General features: G+C 39.1%; 25 protein-coding genes. 20 read left to right on the top strand and 5 right to left on the bottom strand.

Annotated elements, in window-relative coordinates; genetic code table 11:
• Nucleotides 1-175 precede the first annotated feature (175 nt).
• Together cysS and murJ are read right to left on the bottom strand one after the other, a co-directional pair.
• Complete coding sequence (cysS, locus tag EAL87_RS03520; protein WP_120913005.1) at nucleotides 176-1,573, bottom strand: cysteine--tRNA ligase; 1,398 nt, start codon at nucleotides 1,571-1,573, stop codon at nucleotides 176-178.
• The gene (gene murJ / locus EAL87_RS03515) at nucleotides 1,574-3,034 is read right to left on the bottom strand and encodes a murein biosynthesis integral membrane protein MurJ (protein ID WP_120913004.1); all 1,461 of its coding nucleotides are present in this window, start codon (nucleotides 3,032-3,034) and stop codon (nucleotides 1,574-1,576) included.
• 92 nt (nucleotides 3,035-3,126) lie between these two features.
• Here murJ and EAL87_RS03510 point away from each other — a divergent pair, with 92 nt between their 5' ends.
• The 4 genes from EAL87_RS03510 (at nucleotide 3,127) to EAL87_RS08330 (ending at nucleotide 6,304) form a co-directional block, all read left to right on the top strand.
• Nucleotides 3,127-4,962: a FapA family protein gene (locus tag EAL87_RS03510; RefSeq protein WP_120913003.1), complete on the top strand. Its 1,836-nt coding sequence runs from the start codon at nucleotides 3,127-3,129 to the stop codon at nucleotides 4,960-4,962.
• 30 nt (nucleotides 4,963-4,992) lie between these two features.
• A complete protein-coding gene (gene ruvA, locus EAL87_RS03505; protein WP_120913002.1) occupies nucleotides 4,993-5,544 on the top strand; it encodes a Holliday junction branch migration protein RuvA in 552 nt (183 codons plus the stop codon).
• Nucleotides 5,545-5,674: 130 nt separating this feature from the next.
• A complete protein-coding gene (locus tag EAL87_RS03500; RefSeq protein WP_120913001.1) occupies nucleotides 5,675-5,875 on the top strand; it encodes a DUF3519 domain-containing protein in 201 nt (66 codons plus the stop codon).
• 294 nt (nucleotides 5,876-6,169) lie between these two features.
• On the top strand, nucleotides 6,170-6,304 hold the full coding sequence (locus tag EAL87_RS08330) for a hypothetical protein (protein WP_258220166.1): 135 nt from the start codon (nucleotides 6,170-6,172) through the stop codon (nucleotides 6,302-6,304).
• Nucleotides 6,305-6,471: 167 nt separating this feature from the next.
• On the opposite strand, the gene EAL87_RS03490 is transcribed toward EAL87_RS08330, so the two are convergent.
• A complete protein-coding gene (locus EAL87_RS03490) occupies nucleotides 6,472-7,197 on the bottom strand; it encodes an NYN domain-containing protein (protein WP_120913000.1) in 726 nt (241 codons plus the stop codon).
• A gap of 130 nt (nucleotides 7,198-7,327) precedes the next feature.
• Here EAL87_RS03490 and ruvC point away from each other — a divergent pair, with 130 nt between their 5' ends.
• Nucleotides 7,328-7,801, top strand: coding sequence for a crossover junction endodeoxyribonuclease RuvC (gene ruvC / locus EAL87_RS03485; protein WP_001221139.1), 474 nt, complete (start codon nucleotides 7,328-7,330; stop codon nucleotides 7,799-7,801).
• Here the strand turns inward: ruvC and EAL87_RS03480 are convergent, their stop codons facing one another.
• Nucleotides 7,802-10,177, bottom strand: coding sequence for a TonB-dependent receptor (locus tag EAL87_RS03480; protein ID WP_120912999.1), 2,376 nt, complete (start codon nucleotides 10,175-10,177; stop codon nucleotides 7,802-7,804).
• Between the two features lie 322 nt (nucleotides 10,178-10,499).
• On the opposite strand from EAL87_RS03480, the gene EAL87_RS03475 reads away from it, so the two are divergent.
• From EAL87_RS03475 to EAL87_RS03465, 3 genes are all read left to right on the top strand, one after another.
• Nucleotides 10,500-12,017: a catalase gene (locus EAL87_RS03475; RefSeq protein WP_120912998.1), complete on the top strand. Its 1,518-nt coding sequence runs from the start codon at nucleotides 10,500-10,502 to the stop codon at nucleotides 12,015-12,017.
• Nucleotides 12,018-12,161: 144 nt separating this feature from the next.
• Entirely contained in the window at nucleotides 12,162-13,040 is an 879-nt protein-coding gene (locus EAL87_RS03470; RefSeq protein WP_120912997.1) for a twin-arginine translocation signal domain-containing protein, read from the top strand.
• An 84-nt stretch (nucleotides 13,041-13,124) separates the two neighbouring features.
• Complete coding sequence (locus tag EAL87_RS03465) at nucleotides 13,125-13,340, top strand: hypothetical protein (RefSeq protein WP_001206523.1); 216 nt, start codon at nucleotides 13,125-13,127, stop codon at nucleotides 13,338-13,340.
• Between the two features lie 51 nt (nucleotides 13,341-13,391).
• On the opposite strand, the gene EAL87_RS03460 is transcribed toward EAL87_RS03465, so the two are convergent.
• On the bottom strand, nucleotides 13,392-13,721 hold the full coding sequence (locus tag EAL87_RS03460) for a zinc ribbon domain-containing protein YjdM (RefSeq protein WP_001937592.1): 330 nt from the start codon (nucleotides 13,719-13,721) through the stop codon (nucleotides 13,392-13,394).
• 267 nt (nucleotides 13,722-13,988) lie between these two features.
• On the opposite strand from EAL87_RS03460, the gene cdh reads away from it, so the two are divergent.
• The 12 genes from cdh (at nucleotide 13,989) to gmhB (ending at nucleotide 24,343) form a co-directional block, all read left to right on the top strand.
• Complete coding sequence (gene cdh, locus EAL87_RS03455) at nucleotides 13,989-14,804, top strand: CDP-diacylglycerol diphosphatase (RefSeq protein WP_240444227.1); 816 nt, start codon at nucleotides 13,989-13,991, stop codon at nucleotides 14,802-14,804.
• A gap of 208 nt (nucleotides 14,805-15,012) precedes the next feature.
• Nucleotides 15,013-17,169: a flagellar hook protein FlgE gene (flgE, locus tag EAL87_RS03450; protein WP_097687951.1), complete on the top strand. Its 2,157-nt coding sequence runs from the start codon at nucleotides 15,013-15,015 to the stop codon at nucleotides 17,167-17,169.
• A 58-nt stretch (nucleotides 17,170-17,227) separates the two neighbouring features.
• Nucleotides 17,228-17,581 (top strand): hydrogenase/urease nickel incorporation protein HypA, encoded by a 354-nt coding sequence (gene hypA, locus EAL87_RS03445; RefSeq protein ID WP_120912995.1) that lies wholly within the window; start codon nucleotides 17,228-17,230, stop codon nucleotides 17,579-17,581.
• Nucleotides 17,582-17,587: 6 nt separating this feature from the next.
• The gene (mua, locus tag EAL87_RS03440) at nucleotides 17,588-18,049 is read left to right on the top strand and encodes a nickel-binding protein Mua (protein WP_120912994.1); all 462 of its coding nucleotides are present in this window, start codon (nucleotides 17,588-17,590) and stop codon (nucleotides 18,047-18,049) included.
• Nucleotides 18,049-19,131 carry a lipid-A-disaccharide synthase gene (lpxB, locus tag EAL87_RS03435; protein ID WP_120912993.1) on the top strand — a complete coding sequence of 361 codons (1,083 nt, stop codon included), beginning with the start codon at nucleotides 18,049-18,051 and terminating at the stop codon, nucleotides 19,129-19,131. The genes mua and lpxB overlap by 1 nt, the downstream gene beginning before the upstream one ends.
• Nucleotides 19,132-19,172: 41 nt before the next feature.
• The gene (greA, locus tag EAL87_RS03430) at nucleotides 19,173-19,667 is read left to right on the top strand and encodes a transcription elongation factor GreA (RefSeq protein WP_001031335.1); all 495 of its coding nucleotides are present in this window, start codon (nucleotides 19,173-19,175) and stop codon (nucleotides 19,665-19,667) included.
• Complete coding sequence (dut, locus tag EAL87_RS03425) at nucleotides 19,657-20,094, top strand: dUTP diphosphatase (RefSeq protein ID WP_000694132.1); 438 nt, start codon at nucleotides 19,657-19,659, stop codon at nucleotides 20,092-20,094. Before greA ends, dut begins: the two co-directional genes overlap by 11 nt.
• Nucleotides 20,091-20,747: a hypothetical protein gene (locus EAL87_RS03420; protein WP_120912992.1), complete on the top strand. Its 657-nt coding sequence runs from the start codon at nucleotides 20,091-20,093 to the stop codon at nucleotides 20,745-20,747. Before dut ends, EAL87_RS03420 begins: the two co-directional genes overlap by 4 nt.
• Nucleotides 20,748-20,751: 4 nt before the next feature.
• Nucleotides 20,752-22,425 (top strand): plasminogen-binding protein PgbB, encoded by a 1,674-nt coding sequence (pgbB, locus tag EAL87_RS03415; protein WP_120912991.1) that lies wholly within the window; start codon nucleotides 20,752-20,754, stop codon nucleotides 22,423-22,425.
• Between the two features lie 4 nt (nucleotides 22,426-22,429).
• Nucleotides 22,430-23,101, top strand: a complete 672-nt coding sequence (locus EAL87_RS03410) for a type III pantothenate kinase (RefSeq protein ID WP_120912990.1) — start codon at nucleotides 22,430-22,432, stop codon at nucleotides 23,099-23,101.
• Nucleotides 23,092-23,832 carry a sulfite exporter TauE/SafE family protein gene (locus EAL87_RS03405; protein ID WP_120912989.1) on the top strand — a complete coding sequence of 247 codons (741 nt, stop codon included), beginning with the start codon at nucleotides 23,092-23,094 and terminating at the stop codon, nucleotides 23,830-23,832. The genes EAL87_RS03410 and EAL87_RS03405 overlap by 10 nt, the downstream gene beginning before the upstream one ends.
• Nucleotides 23,822-24,343, top strand: a complete 522-nt coding sequence (gmhB, locus tag EAL87_RS03400) for a D-glycero-beta-D-manno-heptose 1,7-bisphosphate 7-phosphatase (protein ID WP_120912988.1) — start codon at nucleotides 23,822-23,824, stop codon at nucleotides 24,341-24,343. Before EAL87_RS03405 ends, gmhB begins: the two co-directional genes overlap by 11 nt.
• The last annotated feature ends 8 nt before the right edge of the window (nucleotides 24,344-24,351 follow it).

Raw genomic sequence — 24,351 nt, 5'->3', positions numbered from 1 at the left:
AATGTTAAATTTTTATTAAGTTAAGATAAATGAATATAAAACCCATAGGATTAAAAAGTAAAATTGCTGAAATTTTGGGCTAGAATGTGTAAAAATGTAAAATTTGAAAAGCTTAAAAAGCCTCTCTTACTGAAAATTTTGGTTAGAATGTGTAAAAAGGTAAAATTGGAGGCGTTTAAAAAAGCTTTTCCCAAATCGTGCCTTGTGGGGTGTCCATCAAAGCGATTTTGTGGTTTAAAAGCTCTTCTCTGATGCTATCGGCTTTTAAAAAATCTTTTTGTTCTTTGGCGCGTTTTCTTTCTTCTATCTTGTTTTCAATGTCTTGTTTTTCGCTCTCGCTCACGCCTAACTGGAAATACGCGCTAGGGTCTTTAAGCCCAATACCAAGCAGTTCTTCTATGAATTTCAAATTCGCTAAAATTTCGCCTTTCAAAGCCTTGTTTTTGGGGTTTTGATCCAGTTTTTCATTCGTAGAAGAAAGCATGCTTTCTAAAACGCTCAACGCTTTAGAAATATTTAAATCATCTTGCATGCATTCTAAAATTTCTTTTTTAAAGTTTGGATTTATTCCTCCAAGAATCCCTAAAACGCGCTGTTTTAAGCGATAGATTTTATCCAAGCGTTTTTTACTCACTAACAAGTCTTCTTCATTGAAATTCAAAACAGAGCGATAATGCACCCCTAGTAAGTAATTGCGCAAAATTTCGCCATCATAGTTTTTCAGGGCGTCTTTAATGAAAAAGCTATTCCCTAAACTTTTAGACATTTTTTCATTGTTGATATTCACAAAGCCGTTGTGCATCCAGTATTTGGCAAGCTCCACGCCAAAGGCGCAACGGGTTTGGCACGCTTCATTTTCATGGTGGGGGAATAACAAATCCGATCCGCCTGCATGGATGTCAATTTGATAAGGGGTGTTAGCGAGCGCTAAAGTTTCAAAAACCATGCTAGAGCATTCTATATGCCAGCCAGGGCGCCCTTTGCCTAAAGGGCTATCAAAGCCCACATCATTATCCCCTTTATAGCTTTTCCACAACACAAAATCCTGCTCAAGCCGTTTTTCTTGCACCAAACCAATACGGCTAAATTCAACGCTGCTATTATGCACGCTCAAAGAGCCGTAATCTTTATCCTTGCTCGTGTCTAAATAAATATCCCCATTAGAGACTCTATAAGCGAAATTTTTTTCTAAAAGCGTTTCAATCATGCGCACCATAGCGTCTAAATACTCGCTCGCTTTAGGCTCTAGGCTGGGTTTTTTCACGTTCAAAGCGTTCAAATCCCTCGTGTAAGATTCAATGTAAATGCTGCTTAATTCTTGAATGCTTTTGTTTTCTTTTAAGGCTTTGTTGATGATTTTATCATCAATATCCGTGAAATTCCTTACTAGCATCACTTCATAGCCGCTCAATTCAAGCGTGCGCCTTAACAAATCAAAGGCAATCGCGCTCCTGGCATGCCCTAAATGAGCGTCATCATACACCGTAGGCCCGCACACATAAATATTTGCCTTATTTTGGACTAAAGGCTCAAAAGGGACTTTTTGTTTTGATTTGGTATCATAAATAAACATTTAAAAACCTTGAAAATAATAAAATAAATATAAATGTGTAACCCACGATTTGAATGCTAAGAGTAATAAGATTTCCACGCAAGCGAGGAAAAGGATTACAAGCCATGATTTTAAATTCTTGATTATACCCAAGAATAATTGAAAGCCAAACGCTTTGATCGTTAAAACAAATAAAAATAACCCGCTCAAACTATTCGCTAAAGCCAAGCCTAAAACCCCTAACAAAGGCATTAAACTCAAAGAAGCCGCTAAACCTAAAAAAAGCGAAATTAAAGAGATTTTAGCCGCTTTTTTTTGCTCTAATTTCGCATAAAGCCACAAAGAAAAGAGTTTAGTTAGCCCAAAAGGGAGCAAGCCTAAAAGATAGAGCGAAAAGACTTGCGAAGTGATTAAAGTGTCTTTAGGGCTAAATTGCCCCCTTTCAAATAAAAGCTCGGTGATTTCTTTGCTTAGCATGATCCCCCCAATGCTGCAAAAAAGTAAAACCCCCACCAAAAAAAACCACGCCTTTTGCAAGCGTTGTAAGATTAGATCTTGCTTATTATTTTTAAGCGCGATCGCAATGCTAGGGAAAAGGGCGCTAGAGATAGCGATAGCGAATAAGGCTAAAGGGAGCTGGAAGACTCTATTAGCGTAATACAAATAAGACATGCTCCCGCTCGCTAAAAAAGAGGCGATTGTGGTGTCTAAAAAAGAAGCGATTTGAGTGCTGGAATTGCCTAAAACGCTGGGGAGGAATTGCTTGAAAAACGCTTTCAAATCCTTTTTAACTTGATTGAAGCGGTATTTTTTTTTGGCGGCATTTTTGGTCTTAAAGCTCAAAAATCCTTTCCATAATAAATTCAATAAGCCCAATTTTATTAAAGGATAAAAGTGTAATAAAATTTGAGCCACGCCTCCTAAAAGCACGCCATAACTCACATAATACAACGCTTCTAAATGCGTTTTTTCTTTAGAAATGAAAAGGGCTAAAATCATGCATAAATTGAGTAAGCTTGTGCTATAAGCGCTGGCAAAAAAGCTATGTTTGTATTGTAAAAGCGTGCCTAAAAAAGTGGTGATAAACACCAATAAAAGATACCAAAAATTGATCGCTACAATAGGGGCGCATAGCTTGATTGTTTCTTCATTAAAGCCGTAAGCTAGGAGTTTGGTGAGCCATAAGGGATTGAGCGCCACCAATAAGCACCATAGCAATAAAACGCCGCAAAAAATAAGCCCCACCAAACCCGCAAAACTCCCTTTAATAGAGCTTCGTATGAAGCTTGGTAAAAAGCTTTGAGAAAAAGAGCCCTCCGCAAAAATACGCCTGAATAGATTAGGCAATTTGAAAGCCACAAAAAAAATATCGCTATACACCCCAGCCCCTAGAATATTAGCCATCATCAAATCCCGTAAAAAGCCAAAAATCCTAGAGCATAAAATCCCTAAGCTGTTGGTTAAAAATATTTTTTTTAGCATACTAGTCGTATTTATTACCTAATTTTCAGTGTTTTTTTGTTAGCATATTTCTTTTTTCAAATTCTTATATTATACCATTTAAGGATTAAAAAATGAGCCTGGAGCATTTTGCCCCTATAAAAGTTGAGCGGTGTAAAGACATTCAAAAAGAATTAAAAAAAGCGGCCGCTGAAAATAAATTACAAACAGAAGATCTGTGGTTTGAGATTTTAAAAACTTCTATTTTTATCAAAAACAGCGCTAAAGACGATTTTAGCGAGGCTTTTGGTGGGGAATTGCAACAATTAGAAGAAGATGAATACTATGAAAAAAAAGAGCTAACCCTTTATCAAACCCATGACATTAAAATCAAATCAAACGCTTATAAGCGCTTTTTTCAAGTGGAAGTGGATGAAAATTTGAGTAAGATTGAGATCATTTTAGATGAGTGTTTTATTGTCCTAGACACTGAAGAGTATTACCAAGAAATGTTTGCGTATATTAAAGAGCGTTTGGCTTTTGAAGGCGTGGTGTTTAGGCATTTTTCACAAATGTATGAAAATTTAAAAACAGAGTTAAGAAAATATCAAAAAGAAGCCCAAAACAAGCGCTTTATTTTATACGCTTCTTTAACTTTTATCCCTAATACAGAAGAAAAATCCCATTTTTTATTAGAAGAAGAATACCTTCCAACGCATACCATTTTTTTAAGCGATCAAGAAGAATCTTTTGTTAAAGAAAATTACTATATCGCTAAAGAAAATCAAAAAGTCGCTTGGGTGAGTTACCCCAAACAAGGTAGAGATGGCCGTAACCTTAAAGGCCTTTATATTGAATTGCCTAAAGTTGCTAATTCGCCCACCCCTATAGGGCATGACAAAAACGCTTTTGAAGAAAGAGAAGAAAATAACGCTTTAGTGTATTACTCCAAAGCCTTACAAGGGGTTAAAATGGAAAAAGGGCGTTTGGTTTCTAAGCAAAATTTTATTTTTAAAAACGGGATCAAGTCCATTGAAACGCCTAATCTTTTAGGGGGAGTGGAAAGCGGGCTAGTTTTAGAGATTCAAGCTAAAGACGAATTGAGCGATGCGATTGATTCTAACCTCATTTTAGAAGCGAGCGCGATTAACATTAAGGGTAATGTGGGCAAGAATGTGATCTTAGTGGCTAAAGAAATTATTATAGAGGGGCAAATCCACCCTGAAAGCTATGTCTATGCCAATAAAGCGCGTATCACTAACCATAAGGGCGTGTGCTACGCTAAAGAGTTTGAGTGCAAGTATTTGGAGCGCGCTAAAGTGTATGCCAATAGCGTTAAAGTGGAAGCGAGCGCGGGGAGCGTGGTCTATGCGAAAGAAATCGCTTTAGAAAAGCTCAAAAGCGATAACAAGCTGTATTTTTCCAAGCAATGTTTGATTGATGAGGTGGACGGCAATGGCAACCGCTTTATTTTTTACGCTTTTGGGGGGCGAGAAAACCAAGAAGAATTGAAGATTGCTAAACAAAAACTCAATGCGTTAGGGTTAAAATCCAAAAAAATCATCGCTCAGCACCAGTCCTTAAACCACTTGGTCAAAAACCATCAAGCCATCATGGAAAAGCTTAAAAACGCCACTGAAGAAATCAAACGCTCTTTAATGCAACAAGAAAGCGTGAAAGACGCTTATAGCGAGTTTATGTTTGCTTTGAAGCGTTTGAAAATCCTAAAAGCTCAAATGTTAGAATTGCAAAAAATCAATAACGAATGCTACGCTAAACTCATCAGCATAGAAAACAGCTTCCAGCATGCAAGCATTATGACTAAAAACCCTTTCAAGCAAGAAAATATCGTGATCTACCATCGCAATTACCCCAAAGTGAGTAATTCAACCGCCATGTTAAGCCATAATGAAAGCGTGGATGTGATCTATGAAGATCATAAAATCAAAAAAGTCCCTAAAAAGCGCTAAAAAAGGCTAAATCATAAGAAAGAGACAAAAATGATAGTGGGTTTGATAGGGGTTGTGGAAAAAATCTCCGCTTTAGAAGTGCATATAGAAGTGCAAGGGGTTGTTTATGGGGTGCAAGTTTCTATGCGCACTTCTGCTTTGCTTCAAGCGGGCCAAAAAGTGCGTTTGAAAATCTTGCAAGTGATTAAAGAAGACGCGCATTTTTTATACGGGTTTTTAGAAGAGAGCGAAAAAATCCTCTTTGAAAGGCTTTTAAAAATCAATGGGGTAGGGGGGCGTATCGCTTTAGCCATTCTTTCAAGCTTTTCGCCGAATGAATTTGAAAACATTATCGCCACTAAAGAAGTCAAAAGACTCCAGCAAGTCCCAGGCATTGGCAAAAAACTCGCTGATAAGATCATGGTGGATTTGATTGGCTTTTTCATTCAAGATGAAAATAAACCTGCGCGCAATGAAGTCTTTTTAGCCCTAGAGAGTTTGGGCTTTAAAAGCACTGAAATCAATAAAGTGTTAAAAACCCTAAAACCCAATCTCAGCATAGAAGCAGCGATTAAAGAAGCCTTACAACAACTGCGCTCTTAAAAAAGGTTTTTAGTTTAGCGGCTACGCCCTAAACGAAGCCACCGCAGGAGCGGCCTTAAAGTATCCCCTAAAAAGAGCGTTAGAAAGAAGCCATTAAAAAGCTATTAGAGAGAAACGGAAAAAGCAGTAAATGATCGCTATGCGATTACAAGGGTTTGAAAGAGATGAAAAGATTTTAAGGGAGTTAGAGACCGTTGCGATACTCTCTAACGATTACAGAGATGGCATCAACTATAGCATCTCAAACCTTAATGATTTTGATCCTATGCAAAAAGATTTAACCAGTCAAGAGAATTTATTAAAAATAAAGAATTGGAGAGCAAAATTATAAAGAGCCTTTAAGTTTGAGCGAATGCGAGCGTAAAAATAAACTAATATCAAAAACAATGGACAAAATGAAATGATAAGGATAGTTTAGTCTGTAAAAAACATTAGCAAAATCTCAAGAATAGCAATTGACCATCAGTTATGAGCTGAGTGCTAGGCATGCTTGATAAGGCTAATATGTTTTGAAACTTTAACATAAATGACAAGTCAAGGAGCAATAAAGGAAAACGGATCAAACAGCTACAATCAAATCATAGAGGAAGCGAGAAGGATAATGGATAAGGCGAATCATTAAAGAGTGAGTGGGTTATTAAGCTATGAAGTGGATAAATCAAGGAATGGGCTAATTGAGTCGCCTTTAGCGCCAAATTACAAGGGGAAAGATACTAATCCCCTAAACCTTGATAACCCCAATCCTACCACAAAAGAATAAGAAAAAGGCAATGAATTACCCAAGCCTACTTAGTCGGTATGAGAAAAATAAGCCTAAAACCCCTTTAAAAATTCTGGCTTTGTTTTAATCAAATGCCAATAACTGAGTTTTTAAAAAATGATTTTTTAAACCCTCTAAAAATGAAGTAACCTTATTTATGGTTTAGTTTAAGCCCAGTTGGTTTTAGTGAGACTTTCTCTGATGGAAAAAAGCTTGTCTTTGACTTCGTTACTACTCAATTTCCTCACTTTATCCGAATTGTATTTCAAGTCCTGGCTAAGAAGAGACAACCTGTTAGACAAATCGGCAATATCCACCCTTAGCCCCTCATCTCTGGCTAATTTGAGCGCTGGGATTAGATCCGTATCTTTTGAAAATATCAAAATCCTGTCAGCTATTTTTTTAAAAGCGATTCTTTGAATGTCAAGACCCATGAGCATATCCACCTGCTTTTGTTCCAATAACGCCCTATAACTCCCATCAAACTCCACTCTTATTGCGTTTAACTTAGTCCTCCCTAATCTCAATTCCACTTGATCCAATGAAGCGAGATCGTGTTGGAAATTTTCCACATCGCTATAAATCTTCTCCCATTTAGTCGCTTCACTGCTTTGTAAGATCTCTTCAATGTCGCTACTCGTGAAGATTTTCATTTCTGTTCCCGGATTTTTTTCATTTTGGAGCGTGTCGTTCCTCTTATCCCATAACGCATGTTCAAAATCAAAGGGTGGGGTGGTATAAAAATAAATACGAATAATCCTCTCATCATCTAGTAAAAAAGCCCTGATAGTAACGATCACATCTAAAGCGATATTATAATTAACGCATTTTGTTTGTTTAATATCGCGCCTGAAATTCTCCCAATCCACTAGTATGATCGTGTTTGCTTTCATTTATTGCTCCCTTATTTATGTGCTAAATTTTTTAAAAGTTTTAATGCAATCTTGTATTTTGCGCTAACAAGAAACATGGATATAATAATAGCGTTTTTTAAACCTTGCAATTAAATAATAGGAATGATTGATGCGTATTTTAGGAATAGATCCGGGCAGCAGGAAATGCGGGTATGCTATCATTTCTCATGCTTCTAACAAGCTTTCTTTAATCACGGCCGGGTTCATTAATATCACCACGACACGCTTGCAAGAACAAATCTTAGACTTGATAGAAGCCTTAGATTGTTTATTGGATCGTTACGAAGTGCATGAAGTGGCGATTGAAGATATTTTTTTTGGGTATAACCCTAAAAGCGTGATCAAGCTCGCGCAATTCAGGGGGGCGTTGTCCTTAAAGATTTTAGAAAGGATCGGCAATTTCAGCGAATACACGCCCTTGCAAGTCAAAAAAGCCCTGACCGGTAACGGGAAAGCCGCTAAAGAGCAAGTGGCCTTTATGGTCAAACGCTTGCTTAACATCACAAGCGAAATCAAGCCTTTGGATATTAGCGATGCGATAGCCGTTGCTATCACGCATGCGCAACGCTTAAAGCTCCACTAACTACCATTTGTAAGCCACTTCAAAACGCGCGTTAAACCCGGGCTCGGCGATCGCTCTTTTAATAGCGTCAGTGCCTGGCATGTCCGGGCTCATGACATAGGGGCTTGTTTGATCCACATAGAATTTATTGAAAACATTATTAAACACCGCCGAAAGCAGCAAACCCTTCCAGTGGCTTTTGGTTTTAGGACTCCAATTGATATAAAAATTACTCACGCCATAGCCCGGTTTATGCATATGCACTAACCCCAATTGGGATCCGCATTTGGCTAAATCGGTAGGGGTTTTGGGTTTCTCAGCCGTCCCGTAATCAGGCAAGTAAATATCAAACCCGCAATAATCCAAACCGGTAACAAAGCGGCTAAGCCATGCAAGATTGATCCCTGTTTTGGGGATGGTGTAATCTAGCTTTATGATAAAAACGTTACCGGTGCTTGCGGCAAGCTCATAGCTGTCCGCCATTAAATACCCCCTAGTGGTGGGCCAGGTGCGCGAGATCCCTACATTCAAACTCACGCCCTTGTATTTGAAAGTCCCACCCACTTCATAGCCATAAATGCGAATCGCTTGACTCAAATTGGTTACGATTAAACTTTGCGCGTATTGGGAGATGAAATTATCTAAGGCTTGATAAAACGCCGCAGCCCTCCCGCTAAAATACTGGCTTGAATAATCAATATTAAATTCAGCGTTAGAGCCCACTTCAGGCTTGATATTTTTAGCGTATCGCAAATCGTTTTGGCGCATATACACGCCATCTCCTGGCATAACCCCCCTTGTAACTTGAGAATAAGTGATTTTTAAAGATAAAGGCTCAATGGGGCTTATCACAAGAGCTGCGCTAGGGCTAAAGCCTTGAGTGTAGCGGTGGTTCCAGTCTTTATCATAAAGCGTGTATGCATCCCACCTTACCCCGGCTCCAAAAGTGATGATTTTATGAGGCGAGTAATTCGCTTGCACATAGCCTCCATAAATATTCCCATTGGCTTTCCCTCTTTGGCATAGCGTAGGGTCATTAGGGTTATTATCCACAAGAGAGCAAGCGATTTGTTTTTGCCCTTTATCATCAGTATAGACTTGATTGGGCCTGTATAATTCTGATTTGGGGATACGAGCGTCAAAAACGCTTAAATTTTGGTAGTTGAATCCGTATTCAAAAAGGCTGTCTGTGGCTTCATCAATCACATGCGCAACTTTGAGGTTTAAGCCGGTATTGTTTAAAAACAAATTCCTAGGCTGTGAGCTTGGTTTATCCACATCTGAAAAGCTTGGGGTGCAATACCCGCCTTCAACGCATGGGTAATTTTCTTTTTCCCATGCACTCGCTAAAGAAGTGGGGAATTTGGCATAAACGTCATTAGGATCAAATAGAGGATCAAACTGAGCGTTCCTGATGCTTGTATAAAGGGTAAAATCCAATCGTGGGTCGCCAAAAGAATTACCCGCTTCCCTTTTGTATTGTAAGGAAAGATTGTTTGCGCTATTAACAGAGTGATACATGTATCTGGTGAAACTATCTAACACATTAGGACACCCTTGATCGCCATCAGGGCTAAAAGGGGCTTCACAAGGATAGGCTAACCCTATAGCGTTACTCCTTAAAGGGCGTGTAGCGTTATCTCGTGTCATGTTCCAGCTGAAAGTGAGCGTGTCTCTGTCACTCAAATAACCATTCATTTTAACTAAAGCGTTGTTTTGTTCGCTAGGGGTTCCTGGCTCTTTATCGGCTTGTGTGGGATGGAAAAGGTTTTTCATCGCTGTAGCGCCGCTTCTATAATAGAAAATATTTTGGTGCGTGTAGTAAGCGATAATATCAAAATGCGCGCTTTTGTAAGCCGATCTAAAAGTCTCTCGATCGCCAAAATTGGTATAAAAACTCACCGCCCCACTCGCCGCATAATTTTTCCCCCTAGGGATAAAATCAGCCGCTCCTTTAGTCTCCATTTTAATCACTCCTGCAATCGCTCCTGGTCCTGCGCTCGCATTCGCTGATCCTTTGGTAACTTCCACGCTTTTGAGCATGCCAGGGTCAATCACGGTATTGCCTTGGTGGTGGTAGATATTGCCATTTTGCGCAGCCCCATCCACCGTAACCCTTAAAAGCCTGTCTTCAACGCCCCTCACATAGATTTTCTGCCCCATCACGCTCCCTCCGCCCACATTCACATCAGGGTTAGTTCTAAACAGGTCTTTGACTTCATTGCTTTGGCGTTGATCCAATTCTTTAGAGGTTACTTTAAATTCATTGTTGTAAGTGAAAATCCTTTTGGCTTGGGTGGTAACCTTATTTAAAGTACGCTCCTCGCTATAACAAATATCAGTGAGTAGGGGGAAACATAAAGCGTATCTAAGCTTTGGGTATGATCTTAAAAACATCCAACAATTCTCCTTAATTTAAAAATTTAAAAAATAAAAATCAAAAAAAAAAAAACAAAGTCAATCAATGCATTGAGATAGAATAGTATGATAATTATTATTAAAACCAGATTAAAAATAAAATTTTGTTTTTAATCTTTTTTCTTATTTTCATTAATTGTTACAAATAGAAATACTTAAAGGGGTTTTTTATTCTTAAAAAAAAGATTTTTTAAGGAAATTGAATCTTGTTAGTCTTTGTATAACAAATTATGTAATAATCACCACAAGTAATTGGCCTAGTGCCATATTACGAAGATTTAAAATCATAAAAGGAAAAAAGATGGTTAATAAAGAAGTGAAACAAACCACTGCTTTTGGCGCTCCCGTTTGGGATGACAACAATGTGATTACGGCTGGCCCTAGAGGTCCTGTTTTATTACAAAGCACTTGGTTTTTGGAAAAGTTAGCGGCGTTTGACAGAGAAAGGATTCCTGAAAGGGTCGTGCATGCTAAAGGAAGCGGAGCTTATGGCACTTTCACCGTGACTAAAGACATCACTAAATACACTAAAGCGAAAATTTTCTCTAAAGTGGGCAAAAAAACAGAATGCTTCTTCAGATTTTCTACTGTGGCTGGTGAAAGAGGCAGTGCGGATGCGGTAAGAGACCCTAGAGGTTTTGCGATGAAGTATTACACTGAAGAAGGTAACTGGGATTTAGTAGGGAACAACACGCCTGTTTTCTTTATCCGTGATGCGATCAAATTCCCTGATTTCATCCACACTCAAAAACGAGACCCTCAAACCAATTTGCCTAACCACGATATGGTGTGGGATTTTTGGAGCAATGTTCCTGAAAGCTTGTATCAAGTCACATGGGTTATGAGCGATAGAGGTATTCCTAAATCTTTCCGCCACATGGATGGTTTTGGTAGCCACACTTTCAGTCTTATCAACGCTAAAGGCGAACGCTTTTGGGTGAAATTCCACTTTCACACCATGCAAGGCGTTAAGCACTTGACTAACGAAGAAGCCGCAGAAATCAGAAAGCATGATCCCGATTCCAATCAAAGGGATTTATTCGATGCGATCGCTAGAGGGGATTTCCCAAAATGGAAATTAAGCATTCAAGTGATGCCAGAAGAGGACGCTAAGAAGTATCGATTCCATCCGTTTGATGTAACTAAAATTTGGTATCTCCAAGATTATCCGTTGATGGAAGTGGGCATTGTAGAGTTGAATAAGAATCCTGAAAACTATTTCGCAGAAGTGGAGCAAGCGGCATTCACTCCGGCTAATGTCGTTCCTGGAATTGGCTATAGCCCTGATAGGATGTTACAAGGGCGCTTGTTCTCTTATGGGGACACACACCGCTACCGCTTAGGGGTTAATTATCCTCAGATACCGGTTAACAGGCCAAGATGCCCATTCCACTCTTCTAGCAGAGATGGTTACATGCAAAACGGGTATTATGGCTCTTTACAAAACTATACGCCTAGCTCATTGCCTGGCTATAAAGAAGATAAGAGTGCTAGGGATCCTAAGTTCAACTTAGCTCATATTGAAAAAGAGTTTGAAGTGTGGAATTGGGATTACAGAGCTGATGATAGCGATTACTACACCCAACCAGGTGATTACTACCGCTCATTGCCAGCTGATGAAAAAGAAAGGTTGCATGACACTATTGGAGAGTCTTTAGCTCATGTTACCCATAAGGAAATTGTGGATAAACAATTGGAGCATTTCAAGAAAGCTGACCCCAAATACGCTGAGGGAGTTAAAAAAGCTCTTGAAAAACACCAAAAAATGATGAAAGACATGCACGCAAAAGACATGCACCACACAAAAAAGAAAAAGTAACCCTTTTCTTTGAGCGTTCTTATTTTTTAGGAACGCTTTGTCTTTCAAAATTTAGGTTTTTGGATACCCATCAATCCTTTGGTGGTGTGTCCTACTTTTTCATTCATTCAACGAATTTAAAAATTACAATAAAGAGTTATAGTTATGAAACGAAGGGATTTTATTAAAACGACTGCTTTAGGCGCTACAGGTGCTGTTTTAGGAGCACAGATTTTGCAGGCAGAAGAAAGCAAAGGGAGTGTTGCAAAAAAATATAAAATAGAGGCTGAGTACAGCATTGATTTTGATTCTGCAGAACACACTTCACTTTTCATTCCCATGCCGAGTGTTGTAGCGAGCAATGTGCATTTACAAGGCAACCATGCTAGCTATGAAAGCATGCTCAATTTTGGAGTGCCTTATTTGCAAGTGGATTTTTTAAAAAGCGCTCAAAAAAAGCAAGTCCATTTGTCTTATGAAATCGCTAGCTATCAATTGAATGAGCGTTTGTTTGAAACGAGCGATTTTGTAGCAATGGGGCGTTATGAAAGAGACGATGCGAGCGTGGCTAACATTGCCAACCAGCTCAAGGGAACAACCCCTAAAGAAAGCGTTCGCAATTTTTATGCGTTCATCAAGCATGAGATGCCTAAGAGACAAAAGGCTCTAGAGGGTAAAGAAAATTTGCCTAAACGAGATAGTTTGCCTTGGTTTGCAACCATTTCACAAGAGAGCATGTTTGTGTCCTTATGCCATGCGTGCGGGATTAAAAGTGCTGAAGTGCAAGGCTTGAAATTGGCTCAAAACAGCGTAGTGAAAAACGCTTCTAGGGTAGAAGTGTATTTGAAAGATTCATTTCTAGCGTTTGATTTTCAAAATAACCACAAGGAAGTCTTTATCCCGTTGAATCGTCATAAGGACATGCAATTAGATACTGCCTTGTTGGCGACTTTTGGCGATACCTTTGCCCTTGTAGATGGTAGGGATTTAGGCAATTACGAGAGCAAACTTTTTGAAAAAAGAGTGTCCTATACGATTGTCTAAAGGCATGAGATTTAGGAATATTCCTTGATAGCGGGCTTTCCTTTTTAGGGAGAGTTTGCAAAAAGGGTTTAAAGGGTTGTCTTTATGCGAGAATTTTTTAAGAAACTTGGCACAGAATACGCTTCTAAGCTGTTTTTGGTTTATTGGCTTAGATGGATGTTGAGTGCGTTGGTGATGCTACCTTTTATGGAGGTTTTTTATTATTTCAATTTTCCGTTGTGGCTCAATCTTTTCTTGGGGCAAACCATTGGAGCGGTGATTTTTTTCAAGCTGGATAAGTTGATTTTTTCTAAAAAATGATTTTTACAAGCTCAAAAAACCACTAAGCTTTTCTTAAGCTTTTGTATTTTCCTAAGCTTTTTTGAGGAATTCAGATTTTAAAGACAAACTCTGCCCTTCCACTTTACAATCCACATTGTGATCGCTATTGACAAGCTTGATATTTTTGATTTTGGTGCCTTTTTTAAGCACTAAAGATGAACCTTTAACCTTTAAATCCTTAATGAGAATGACCGAGTCCCCATTTTGTAAAAGATTATTGTGGCAATCTTTAACGATTAATTCTTCATCATTAGCTTCATTTTCATTCCACTCATACAAACAGCTAGAGCAAACCAGTTGTGTGCCATCATGGTAGGTGTAGGCATCGTTGCATTTAGGACATGGGGGTAAATCTTGCATGATAATCGTCCTTATTGTGGTATTAGTGTGATGATATTACCTAAATCAAGGTTATAAAATGCTTTATTGTGATAAGTATCAACCCCATAAGATCGCATGGTGAAAAATTATCGCCTGCTTAGCGCAAGCTATTTTGTTATGTTTATTTTAAAAAATGCCTTTGATTATTTTTTAAGTTCTCTTTAGCTAGTGAATGTTCAAAAAGCTCTTTCTAAAAATAGGTTACTAAATGTTACCAATAAGTCAAAATTCATTAAAATAATTATAATGATTAAAGATTTTAACCGCTATTGTAGAAAAATAACAAGAGGGTTTGCAAAAACTCTCATCAAAAAACAAGGAGCAAAAAAGATGAAAAAAGCGGGCTTTCTTTTTTTAGTGGTGGCTATCGCTGTTATGAGTTTAAACGCTAAAGATCCAAATGTGTTGCGTAAGATTGTTTTTGAGAAATGTTTGCCCAATTATGAGAAAAATCAAAATCCTTCGCCATGCATAGAAGTCAAACCCGATGCCGGCTATGTGGTTTTAAAAGATATTAACGGCCCATTGCAATATTTGTTGATGCCAACAACTCACATTAGCGGTATTGAAAACCCTTTGCTGCTTGATCCCTCTACGCCTAACTTTTTTTACCTATCATGGCAAGTACGCGATTTTATGAGTAAAAAATACGGCAAACCCATTCCTGATTATGCGATTTCTTTGACGATTAACTCCAGCAAAGGGCGATCGCAAAACCATTTTCACATCCATATCTCTTGCATTAGCCTTGATGCACGCAAACAACTGGACAATCATCTAAAAAAAATCAACAGCCGTTGGTCGCCATTATCAGGTGGCTTGAACGGGCATAAATATTTGGCGCGTCGGGTAACAGAGAGCGAACTAGCGCAAAAAAGCCCGTTTGTCATGCTTAATAAAGAAGTGCCTAACGCGCACAAACGCATGGGGGACTATGGCTTAGCGGTGGTGCAACAAAGCGATAACTCCTTTGTTTTGCTAGCGACACAATTTAACCCATTGACTTTAAATCGCGCTTCAGCCGAAGAGATTCAAGATCATGAATGCGCGATTTTGCACTAGAGCGAGTTAGATTCTTAAGCTTGAGCGATAACCTTTAAAAAGCGTTATGGGGGTGGTGTTGCAAAACCCCCTATTTCCTTATGAATTTGACTGATTTTTTTTGTTAACAAAACTTTAAAATCCGCAACCAATCGTTCTAAAAAGCTATTTAGGAACAACTTTTGCTTTATTTTGTACAGATTGAATTTCTTTAAATTAAAGGATAACCATGCTTAGGTCTTTATGGTCTGGTGTCAATGGGATGCAAGCCCATCAAATCGCTTTGGATATTGAGAGTAACAATATTGCGAATGTGAATACCACTGGGTTTAAATATTCTAGGGCTTCTTTTGTGGATATGCTCTCTCAAGTCAAACTCATCGCTACCGCGCCCTATAAAAACGGGTTGGCAGGGCAGAATGACTTTTCTGTGGGGCTTGGGGTAGGCGTGGATGCGACGACTAAAATCTTTTCACAAGGCAATATCCAAAACACAGATGTCAAAACCGATCTAGCGATTCAAGGCGATGGCTTTTTTATCATTAGCCCTGATAGGGGGATCACGCGCAATTTCACTAGAGATGGGGAGTTTCTTTTTGACTCGCAAGGGAGTTTGGTTACCACCGGCGGGCTTGTGGTACAAGGGTGGGTGAGAAACGGGAGCGATACCGGCAATAAAGGGAGCGATACGGACGCTTTAAAAGTGGATAACACCGGCCCTTTAGAAAACATTAGAATTGATCCAGGAATGGTGATGCCAGCTAGAGCGAGTAACCGCATTTCTATGAGGGCGAATTTAAACGCTGGAAGGCATGCCGATCAAACAGCGGCGATATTCGCTTTGGATTCTTCGGCTAAAACTCCTTCAGATGGCATTAATCCGGTGTATGATTCAGGCACGAATCTAGCTCAAGTCGCCGAAGACATGGGCTCTTTATACAATGAAGATGGCGACGCTCTTTTATTGAATGAAAATCAAGGGATTTGGGTGAGCTATAAAAGCGCAAAAATGGTCAAAGACATCCTCCCTTCTGCAGAAAACAGCACGCTTGAATTGAATGGGGTTAAGATTTCTTTCACGAACGATTCAGCGGTGAGCCGGACTTCAAGCTTAGTGGCAGCTAAAAACGCGATCAATGCAGTCAAAAGCCAAACAGGGATTGAAGCTTATTTGGACGGCAAGCAATTGCGTTTGGAAAACACCAATGAGTTAGACGGCGACGAAAAGCTTAAAAACATTGTGGTTACTCAAGCCGGGACCGGAGCGTTCGCTAACTTTTTAGACGGCGATAAAGATGTAACGGCTTTCAAATACAGCTACACGCATTCTATCAGCCCTAATGCGGATATTGGGCAGTTTAGGACCACTGAAGACTTGCGCGCCTTAATCCAGCATGACGCTAATATCGTTAAAGATCCTAGTTTAGCGGACAATTACCAGGACTCAGCGGCTTCTGTGGGGGTTACAATCAACCAATACGGCATGTTTGAAATCAATAATAAAGACAATAAAAATGTCATTAAAGAAAATCTTAATATCTTTGTGAGCGGGTATTCTTCAGACAGCGTAACGAACAATGTTTTGTTTAAAAACGCGATGAAAGGGCTTAACACCGCTTCTTTGATTGAGGGGGGAGCGTCAGCGAGCAGTTCTAAATTCACCCACGCTACGCATGCGACAAGCATTGATGTGATAGACAGCTTAGGTACTAAACACGCCATGCGCATTGAGTTTTATAGGAGTGGGGGAGCGGAATGGAATTTTAGAGTGATCGTGCCTGAGCCTGGGGAATTAGTAGGGGGATCGGCGGCTAGACCTAATGTGTTTGAAGGAGGCCGTTTGCATTTTAATAACGACGGATCGCTTGCAGGCATGAATCCGCCTCTTTTGCAATTTGACCCTAAAAATGGTGCTGATGCCCCTCAACGCATCAATTTAGCCTTTGGTTCTTCAGGGAGCTTTGATGGGCTAACAAGCGTGGATAAGATTTCTGAAACTTACGCGATTGAGCAAAACGGCTATCAAGCGGGCGATTTGATGGATGTCCGCTTTGATTCAGATGGGGTGCTTTTAGGAGCGTTCAGCAATGGCAGGACTTTAGCGCTCGCTCAAGTGGCTTTAGCGAATTTCGCTAACGATGCAGGCTTACAGGCTTTAGGCGGGAATGTCTTTTCTCAAACCGGAAACTCAGGGCAAGCCTTAATCGGTGCGGCTAATACGGGGCGTAGGGGTTCAATTTCAGGATCCAAACTGGAGTCTAGTAATGTGGATTTGAGCCGGAGTTTAACGAATTTGATTGTGGTTCAAAGGGGGTTTCAAGCGAACTCTAAAGCGGTAACCACATCCGATCAAATCCTTAACACCCTATTGAATCTTAAGCAATAAACCAAAGGATTACTCTAATACAATATAATAGGGGCTAATTTAAAGATTAAGGTTTAGTATGCATGAATACTCGGTCGTTTCTTCTTTAATCGCTCTTTGCGAAGAGCATGCGAAGAAAAATCAAGCCCATAAGATTGAAAGAGTCGTGGTCGGTATTGGCGAAAGAAGCGCTATGGATAAGAGCTTGTTTGTGAGCGCGTTTGAGACTTTTAGAGAAGAATCTTTGGTGTGTAAAGACGCTATTTTAGACATTGTAGATGAAAAGGTTGAATTAGAATGTAAGGATTGCTCGCATGTTTTTAAGCCTAACGCCCTAGATTATGGGGTGTGTGAGAAATGCCACAGCAAGAATGTCGTTATCGCTCAAGGCAATGAAATGCGTTTGTTGTCTTTAGAAATGTTAGCGGAATAAAAACCGATGCAAGAAGAATTGAACGCTTACCAGCAAGAAATTGAAGACACTAGAGGAGTTTTAAAAAAAATCCGTTTAGAATTGAAGCAAGTCCAAGAAATCTTGCGTAAGAAAAAAAGCGCCTTAAAAGGTTTGAAGCAAGAAATCTATCAAAAAAAATTAGAAAAAGAAAATTCCCGCTTAAACAAAGAAACACAAAACACAGGAGAAGAATGGATTTTCCCTAAAGCCCTTGAAGAAGTGGAGGTTTACACTAAGGATAATCAAGTGATGAAAGCTAAACCATGCAAGCGTTTGTTCAATGAAGGGATTTATTTGCAATACCGCAGTGTTTTGCGCGAAAACAGGCTTTTAAAAAACCATCTCTCTAAGAAAGATTTTGAAAATTCGCTACTCAAAATTGAATTAAGGGATTTGCATAAAGAAATCAAGCTCTATCAAGTCCAAAACCTTTTGAAAGACAAATAATGCCCACGATTTTAGTGAGCGCTTTAGAAGCGAGCTCTAATATTCATTTAGAGGAGTTACGGCGCAATTTGCCTAAAGATTATCGTTTCATTGGCGTGTTTGAAGGGAAAGGCGCGCTTTATAGCCCTAGGGAATTTTCTGTCATGGGTTTTAGAGATGTGATAGGCCGTTTAGGGTTTTTACTCAAAGCCCATAAAGAAATGGTCCAATTAGCCAAACAAGCGGATATGGTGCTTTTAATGGATTCTTCTTCTTTCAATATCCCCCTAGCCAAAAAAATCAAAAAACAAGACCCGCATAAAAAAATCATGTATTATATTTTACCGCAAGTTTGGGCATGGAAAAAATGGCGCGCTAAAAGCCTTGAAAAATACTGCGATTTTTTGGGAGCGATTTTACCTTTTGAAGTGGGCTATTACCAAAAAAAAGCCCAATATGTAGGACACCCTTTATTAGATGAAATTAAATACTATAAAAAAGATATTAAGGGCGAAACTCTAGTGTTTATGCCAGGAAGTAGGAAAAGCGAAATCGCTAAAATGTTCCCTTTGTTTGTCAAAGTGGCTCAAATTTTAGAACAAAACGAAGGGTTTAAAAGGCGTGTGTTAGTGGTGCCGAGTTTCTTTAAGGGGTTGGATTTAAAAGCTCTTTATGGAGAAGACATTGAATTATTTGAAATTTCTTATGATGCGCATAAGAGTTTGTTTGAAGCGGAGTTTGCGTTCATTTGCAGCGGCACAGCGACTTTAGAGGCCGCTTTGATTGGCACGCCTTTTGTGTTGGCGTATAGGGCTAAAACGATGGATTTTTTGATCGCTAGAATGTTTGTCAATTTGCATTACATAGGTTTAGCGAATATCTTTTATAACGCCTTAAATGATGAAACTCCAGGGCTTGGGGAGAGTCAGTTACACCCAGAATTGATCCAGCATTTTTTGAGCGTGGAGGGTTTGTTGAAAGCGTATAAGGAAATGGATAGAGAGCGCTATTTTAAAGAAAGTTTGAGATTAAGGGAATATTTAGCCAGTGGGAGCGCGAGAAAAGTCGCCAAAGAGATGGCTTTTTTGCTGAATTTAACTTAATTTTTATTATAATCTCTGCTTGAGTAAGCTTAGGAGATTAAATGAATAAAGAACCTATGAGCATGCATGGATACAATAAGATTTGCGCGGAATTGAAGCAATTAAAAGAGGTGGAACGGCCTAATATTGTGAAAGAAATTGATATTGCTAGAGGGCATGGGGACTTGAAAGAAAACGCTGAATACCATGCCGCTAAAGAAAAACAACGCTTCATTGAAGCGAGAATCGTGGATTTGAGCGAGATTATTTCTAACGCTCAAGTGATTGATCCGAGCGTTTTAGCCCATAATAAAGTGAGTTTTGGCAGCACGATCAAAATCCTTAATTTGGATAACGATAAAGAGTTTTCTTATACGATAGTAGGGAGCGTGGAGAGCGATCCGGCTAAAGGGTTAATCTCTTTTGGTTCGCCGATCGCTAAGAGTTTGATCGGTAAGAGCAAGGGCGATGCGGTGAGCATTCAATTACCCAATGGCGAGAGCGATTTTGAAATTTTAGACATTTATTATAAAGAGATTTGTTTTGATGAAAATTAAAATCCAAAAAATCCACCCAAACGCCCTTATCCCTGAATACCAAACCGAGGGTTCTTCAGGCTTTGATTTGCATGCGGTAGAAGAAGTAATGATCAAATCTCATAGCGTGGGGTTGGTGAAAATAGGGATTTGTTTGTCTTTAGAAGTGGGGTATGAATTACAAGTGCGCACCCGTAGCGGTTTGGCGTTGAATCATCAGGTGATGGTGTTAAATTCTCCTGGCACGGTGGATAATGATTATAGGGGCGAAATTAAGGTCATTTTAGCGAATTTGAGCGATAAAGATTTTAAAGTTCAAGTAGGGGATAGGATCGCTCAAGGGGTGGTTCAAAAAACTTATAAAGCCGAATTTATAGAATGCGAACAATTAGATGAAACTTCAAGGGGTAGCGGGGGGTTTGGCAGCACAGGAGTGAGCAAGGCATGAACATTAAGGAAAATTTAGAGCAAGTTAGAAACGAATTTAAAAGCGATGAAAAGCTTTTAGAGGGAGCGTTTAGATTAGAAAAGTTTTTCAAACGCTACAAGTGGGTGTTGTTGTTTATCGTGGTGGCTTTTATCGCTTATTTAGGGGATACAAAATTACAAGATTATAAGCATGAGCAAACGAGAGAGAGAATCACTCAAATTTATAATCAAGTGTTAGAGAGCCCTAATAATATAGCCTTGCAAAAAAAATTAAAAGAAGTCGCCCCAGAGCTGTATGATTTGTATCAATTCGCTAGAGCGAGCGAGAGGAACGATGCAAACGAGTTTAAAAAACTTTCGCAATCTTCTAATGAAATCGTTAAAACTTTTGCAGAGTATTCTTACGCATCGCTCTCTAGAGATAAAAACTTGCTTGAAAAAAGCCCCATTCTTAAAGAAATGAGCGCTTTGCAAGCGGTGGATTTATTGTATGAAGAAAATTCTAAAGACGCAATTAAAAAAGCGCATCAAAGTTTATCCACTATCCCTCTAAGTTCTTCACTCTATGCTATAATCTCTGTTTTAAAACATTATGGAATGTTAGAAGATATTCAGCAAAACCCTTCCAAACCAACCAATCTAAAGAAAGAAACCATTCAAGGAACGCATTGATTTGATGAACAGACCATTTTTAATCTTACTCATAGCCCTAATTGCCTTTAGCGGCTGTAACATGAGAAAATACTTCAAACCCGCTAAACACCAAGTTAAAGGCGAAGCGTATTTCCCTAACCATTTGCAAGAAAGTATCGTTTCGTCCAATCGTTATGGAGCGATTTTGAAAAACGGAGCGGTGATAGGCGATAAAGGTTTGACACAGCTAAGAATCGGTAAGAATTTCAATTATGAAAGCAGTTTTTTAAATGAGAGTCAAGGGTTTTTTATTCTTGCGCAAGATTGCTTGAATAAGATTGATAAAAAAACAAGCAAAAGCAAGGTGGCTAAGACTGAAGAAACGGAATTGAAATTAAAGGGCGTTGAAGCGGAAGTCCAAGATAAAGTCTGTCATCAAGTGGAATTGATTAGCAATAACCCTAACGCCAGCCAACAATCTATCGTTATTCCTTTGGAGACTTTTGCCTTGAGTGCGAGCGTTAAAGGGAATCTTTTAGCGGTGGTGTTAGCGGACAATTCAGCGAATTTATACGACATCACTTCTCAAAAGTTGCTTTTTAGCGAGAAAGGTTCCCCAAGCACCACGATCAATTCTTTGATGGCGATGCCTATTTTTATGGATACGGTCGTGGTATTCCCTATGCTAGATGGGCGTTTGTTGGTCGTGGATTATGTGCATGGAAACCCTACGCCTATTAGAAACATTGTTATCAGCAGCGATAAGTTTTTTAACAATATCACTTACCTTATCGTAGATGGCAATAACATGATCGCTTCTACAGGAAAAAGAATACTCTCAGTCGTGAGCGGTCAAGAGTTCAACTATGATGGGGATATTATAGATTTGCTTTATGATAAGGGGACTTTATACGTGCTGACTTTAGACGGGCAGATTTTGCAAATGGATAAGAGTTTGAGGGAATTAAACAGCGTGAAACTGCCCTTTGCTTCGCTCAACACGATTGTATTAAACCATAATAAATTGTATTCTTTAGAAAAGCGCGGGTATGTGATAGAGGTGGATTTGAATGATTTTGATTCGTATAATGTCTATAAAACGCCAACTATAGGCAGTTTTAAGTTTTTTTCATCCAATCGTTTGGATAAAGGGGTGTTTTATGATAAAAATCGGGTGTATTATGATCGCTACTATTTAGATTATAATGATTTTAAACCAAAACTTTATCCCGTTGTGGAAAAATCGGCATCTAAAAAATCTCAAAAAGGCGAAAAGGGGAACGCTCCTATTTACTTGCAAGAAAGGCATAAAGCTAAAGAAAAGCCTTTAGAAGAAAACAAAGTTAAGCCAAGAAATAGCGGGTTTGAAGAAGAAGAAGTTAAAACCAGAAGGCACGATATGGAGCCTGCTAACAATCAAAATAACGCTATCCAAAAAGGCATAAAAGAAAATCAAGAAAACAAAAACGCTCCTGCTTTAAAAGAGGGTAATGAAAAAGGCACAGAAAACGCTCCTGTTTCAAAAGAGAGTAACGCTTTTAAAGAAGCGCCAAAACTCAGTCCTAAAGAAGAAAAACGCCGCTTGAAAGAAGAAAAGAAAAAAGCTAAAGCCGAACAAAGAGCAAAAGAATTTGAACAAAGAGCGAGAGAACATCAAGAAAGAGATGAAAAAGAGCTTGAAGAAAGAAGAAAAGCTTTAGAAATGAATAAGAAGTAGGTTTATGCCAGCTGGGCGATCTTTTAAAGATTTGAAAAACCTGGTTTTATGCGATATAGGCAACACGCGTATCCATTTCGCACAAAACTATCGGCTCTTTTCAAGCGCTAAAGAAGATTTAAAGCGTTTGGGTATTCAAAAGGAAATTTTTTACATTAGCGTGAATGAAGAAAATGAAAAAGCCCTTTTAAATTGTTACCCTAACGCTAAAAATATTGCAGGGTTTTTTCATTTAGAAACCGACTATGTAGGGCTTGGGATAGACCGGCAAATGGCATGTTTAGCGTTAAATAATGGCGTGGTAGTGGATGCGGGGAGCGCGATTACGATTGATTTAGTCAAAGAGGGCAAGCATTTAGGAGGGTGTATTTTGCCCGGATTAGCCCAATATATTCATGCGTATAAAAAAAGCGCTAAAATTTTAGAGCAACCTTTCAAAGCCTTAGATTCTTTAGAAGTTTTACCTAAAAACACTAGAGATGCTGTGAATTACGGCATGGTTTTGAGCGTCATCTCTTGCATCCAGCATTTAGCCAAAGATCAAAAAATCTATCTTTGTGGGGGCGATGCGAAGTATTTGAGCGCGTTTTTACCCCATTCTGTTTGCAAGGAGCGCTTGGTTTTTGACGGGATGGAAATCGCTCTTAAAAAAGCAGGGATATTAGAATGCAAATGATGCAGAATTTGAGTTTTTTGGGCATGTTTTTAGCCGCTTTGAGCATGTCTTTAGGGCATTGTGTGGGCATGTGTGGGGGGATTGTGAGCGCGTTCAGTCAAATAAGGTTTTCTAAAGTTACGAGCTTTTCTTACCAGCTCACTTGCCATGCCCTTTATAATGTAGGGAGGATCAGCACTTACATGCTTTTAGGGGCTATAACGGCAGGTTTAGGGCATAGTCTTAGTGTGGGCATGGGTTTTAGGGGTGTTTTATTGATGAGCATGGGGATTGTTTTAATCCTTTTAGCGCTCTTGGGAGCTAAAGCGGAAAAATTAAGCTTTGAAATCCCTTTTATCTCTTTTTTGATGAAAAAAACCTTGCAATCTCAAAACATTCTAGGGCTGTATTTTCTAGGCGTGTTGAACGGGTTTTTACCTTGCATGATGGTGTATTCGTTTTTAGCGAGCGTGATTCTCAGTCATAGCGCGTTTATGGGAGCGATGCTAGGCCTTTCTTTTGGGCTTGGCACCAGCGTGCCGTTGTTTTTAATGGGGATTCTTTTAAGCAAAATTTCCGTTTCTTACAGGAAATTTTTCAATCTTTTGTCTAAAGGTTTAATGGGGGTTTTTGGGCTTTATGTCCTTTATATGGGGATCATGCTCATTAACCACAAAATGCCTCATGCGATGCATCATCAAAACAACACCACTCAGCATGATCATAAAGGAACGCATTCGCATGAACACTAACAAAGCCCTTTTTTTAGACAGAGACGGCATTATTAATATTGATAAAGGCTATGTGAGCCAAAAAGAAGATTTTGAGTTTCAAAAAGGGATTTTTGAATTGCTAAAGCATGCGAAATCTTTAGGCTACAAACTGCTTTTAATCACCAACCAATCTGGGATCAACCGGGGCTATTACACCCTTAAAGATTTTGAAAATCTCACCGCATATCTCCAAGAAAGCTTGCTCAAAGAATTAGGTTTTAATTTGGATGGCATCTATTTTTGCAGGCACGCTCCAGAAGAAAATTGCGCTTGCAGGAAGCCAAAACCCTTTTTGATTTTACAAGCCGCTAAAGAGCATCAAATTGGTTTGGAGCAGTCTTTTATGATAGGCGATAAGGAGAGCGACATGTTAGCCGGCTTGAACGCTAAAGTTAAAAATAACCTTTTATTGAGTGCAAATTTTTTAAAAACTCCTCATTCTTGGATACAATGTAAAGATCTTAAAGAGATGATCAATTGGATTAAATAAGGATAGTA

Source organism: Helicobacter pylori (assembly GCF_003636935.1).
Lineage (GTDB): Bacteria > Campylobacterota > Campylobacteria > Campylobacterales > Helicobacteraceae > Helicobacter > Helicobacter pylori_CH.
Note: the sequence above shows the minus strand (reverse complement) of the source record. Positions and strands in the feature narration are given on the sequence as shown.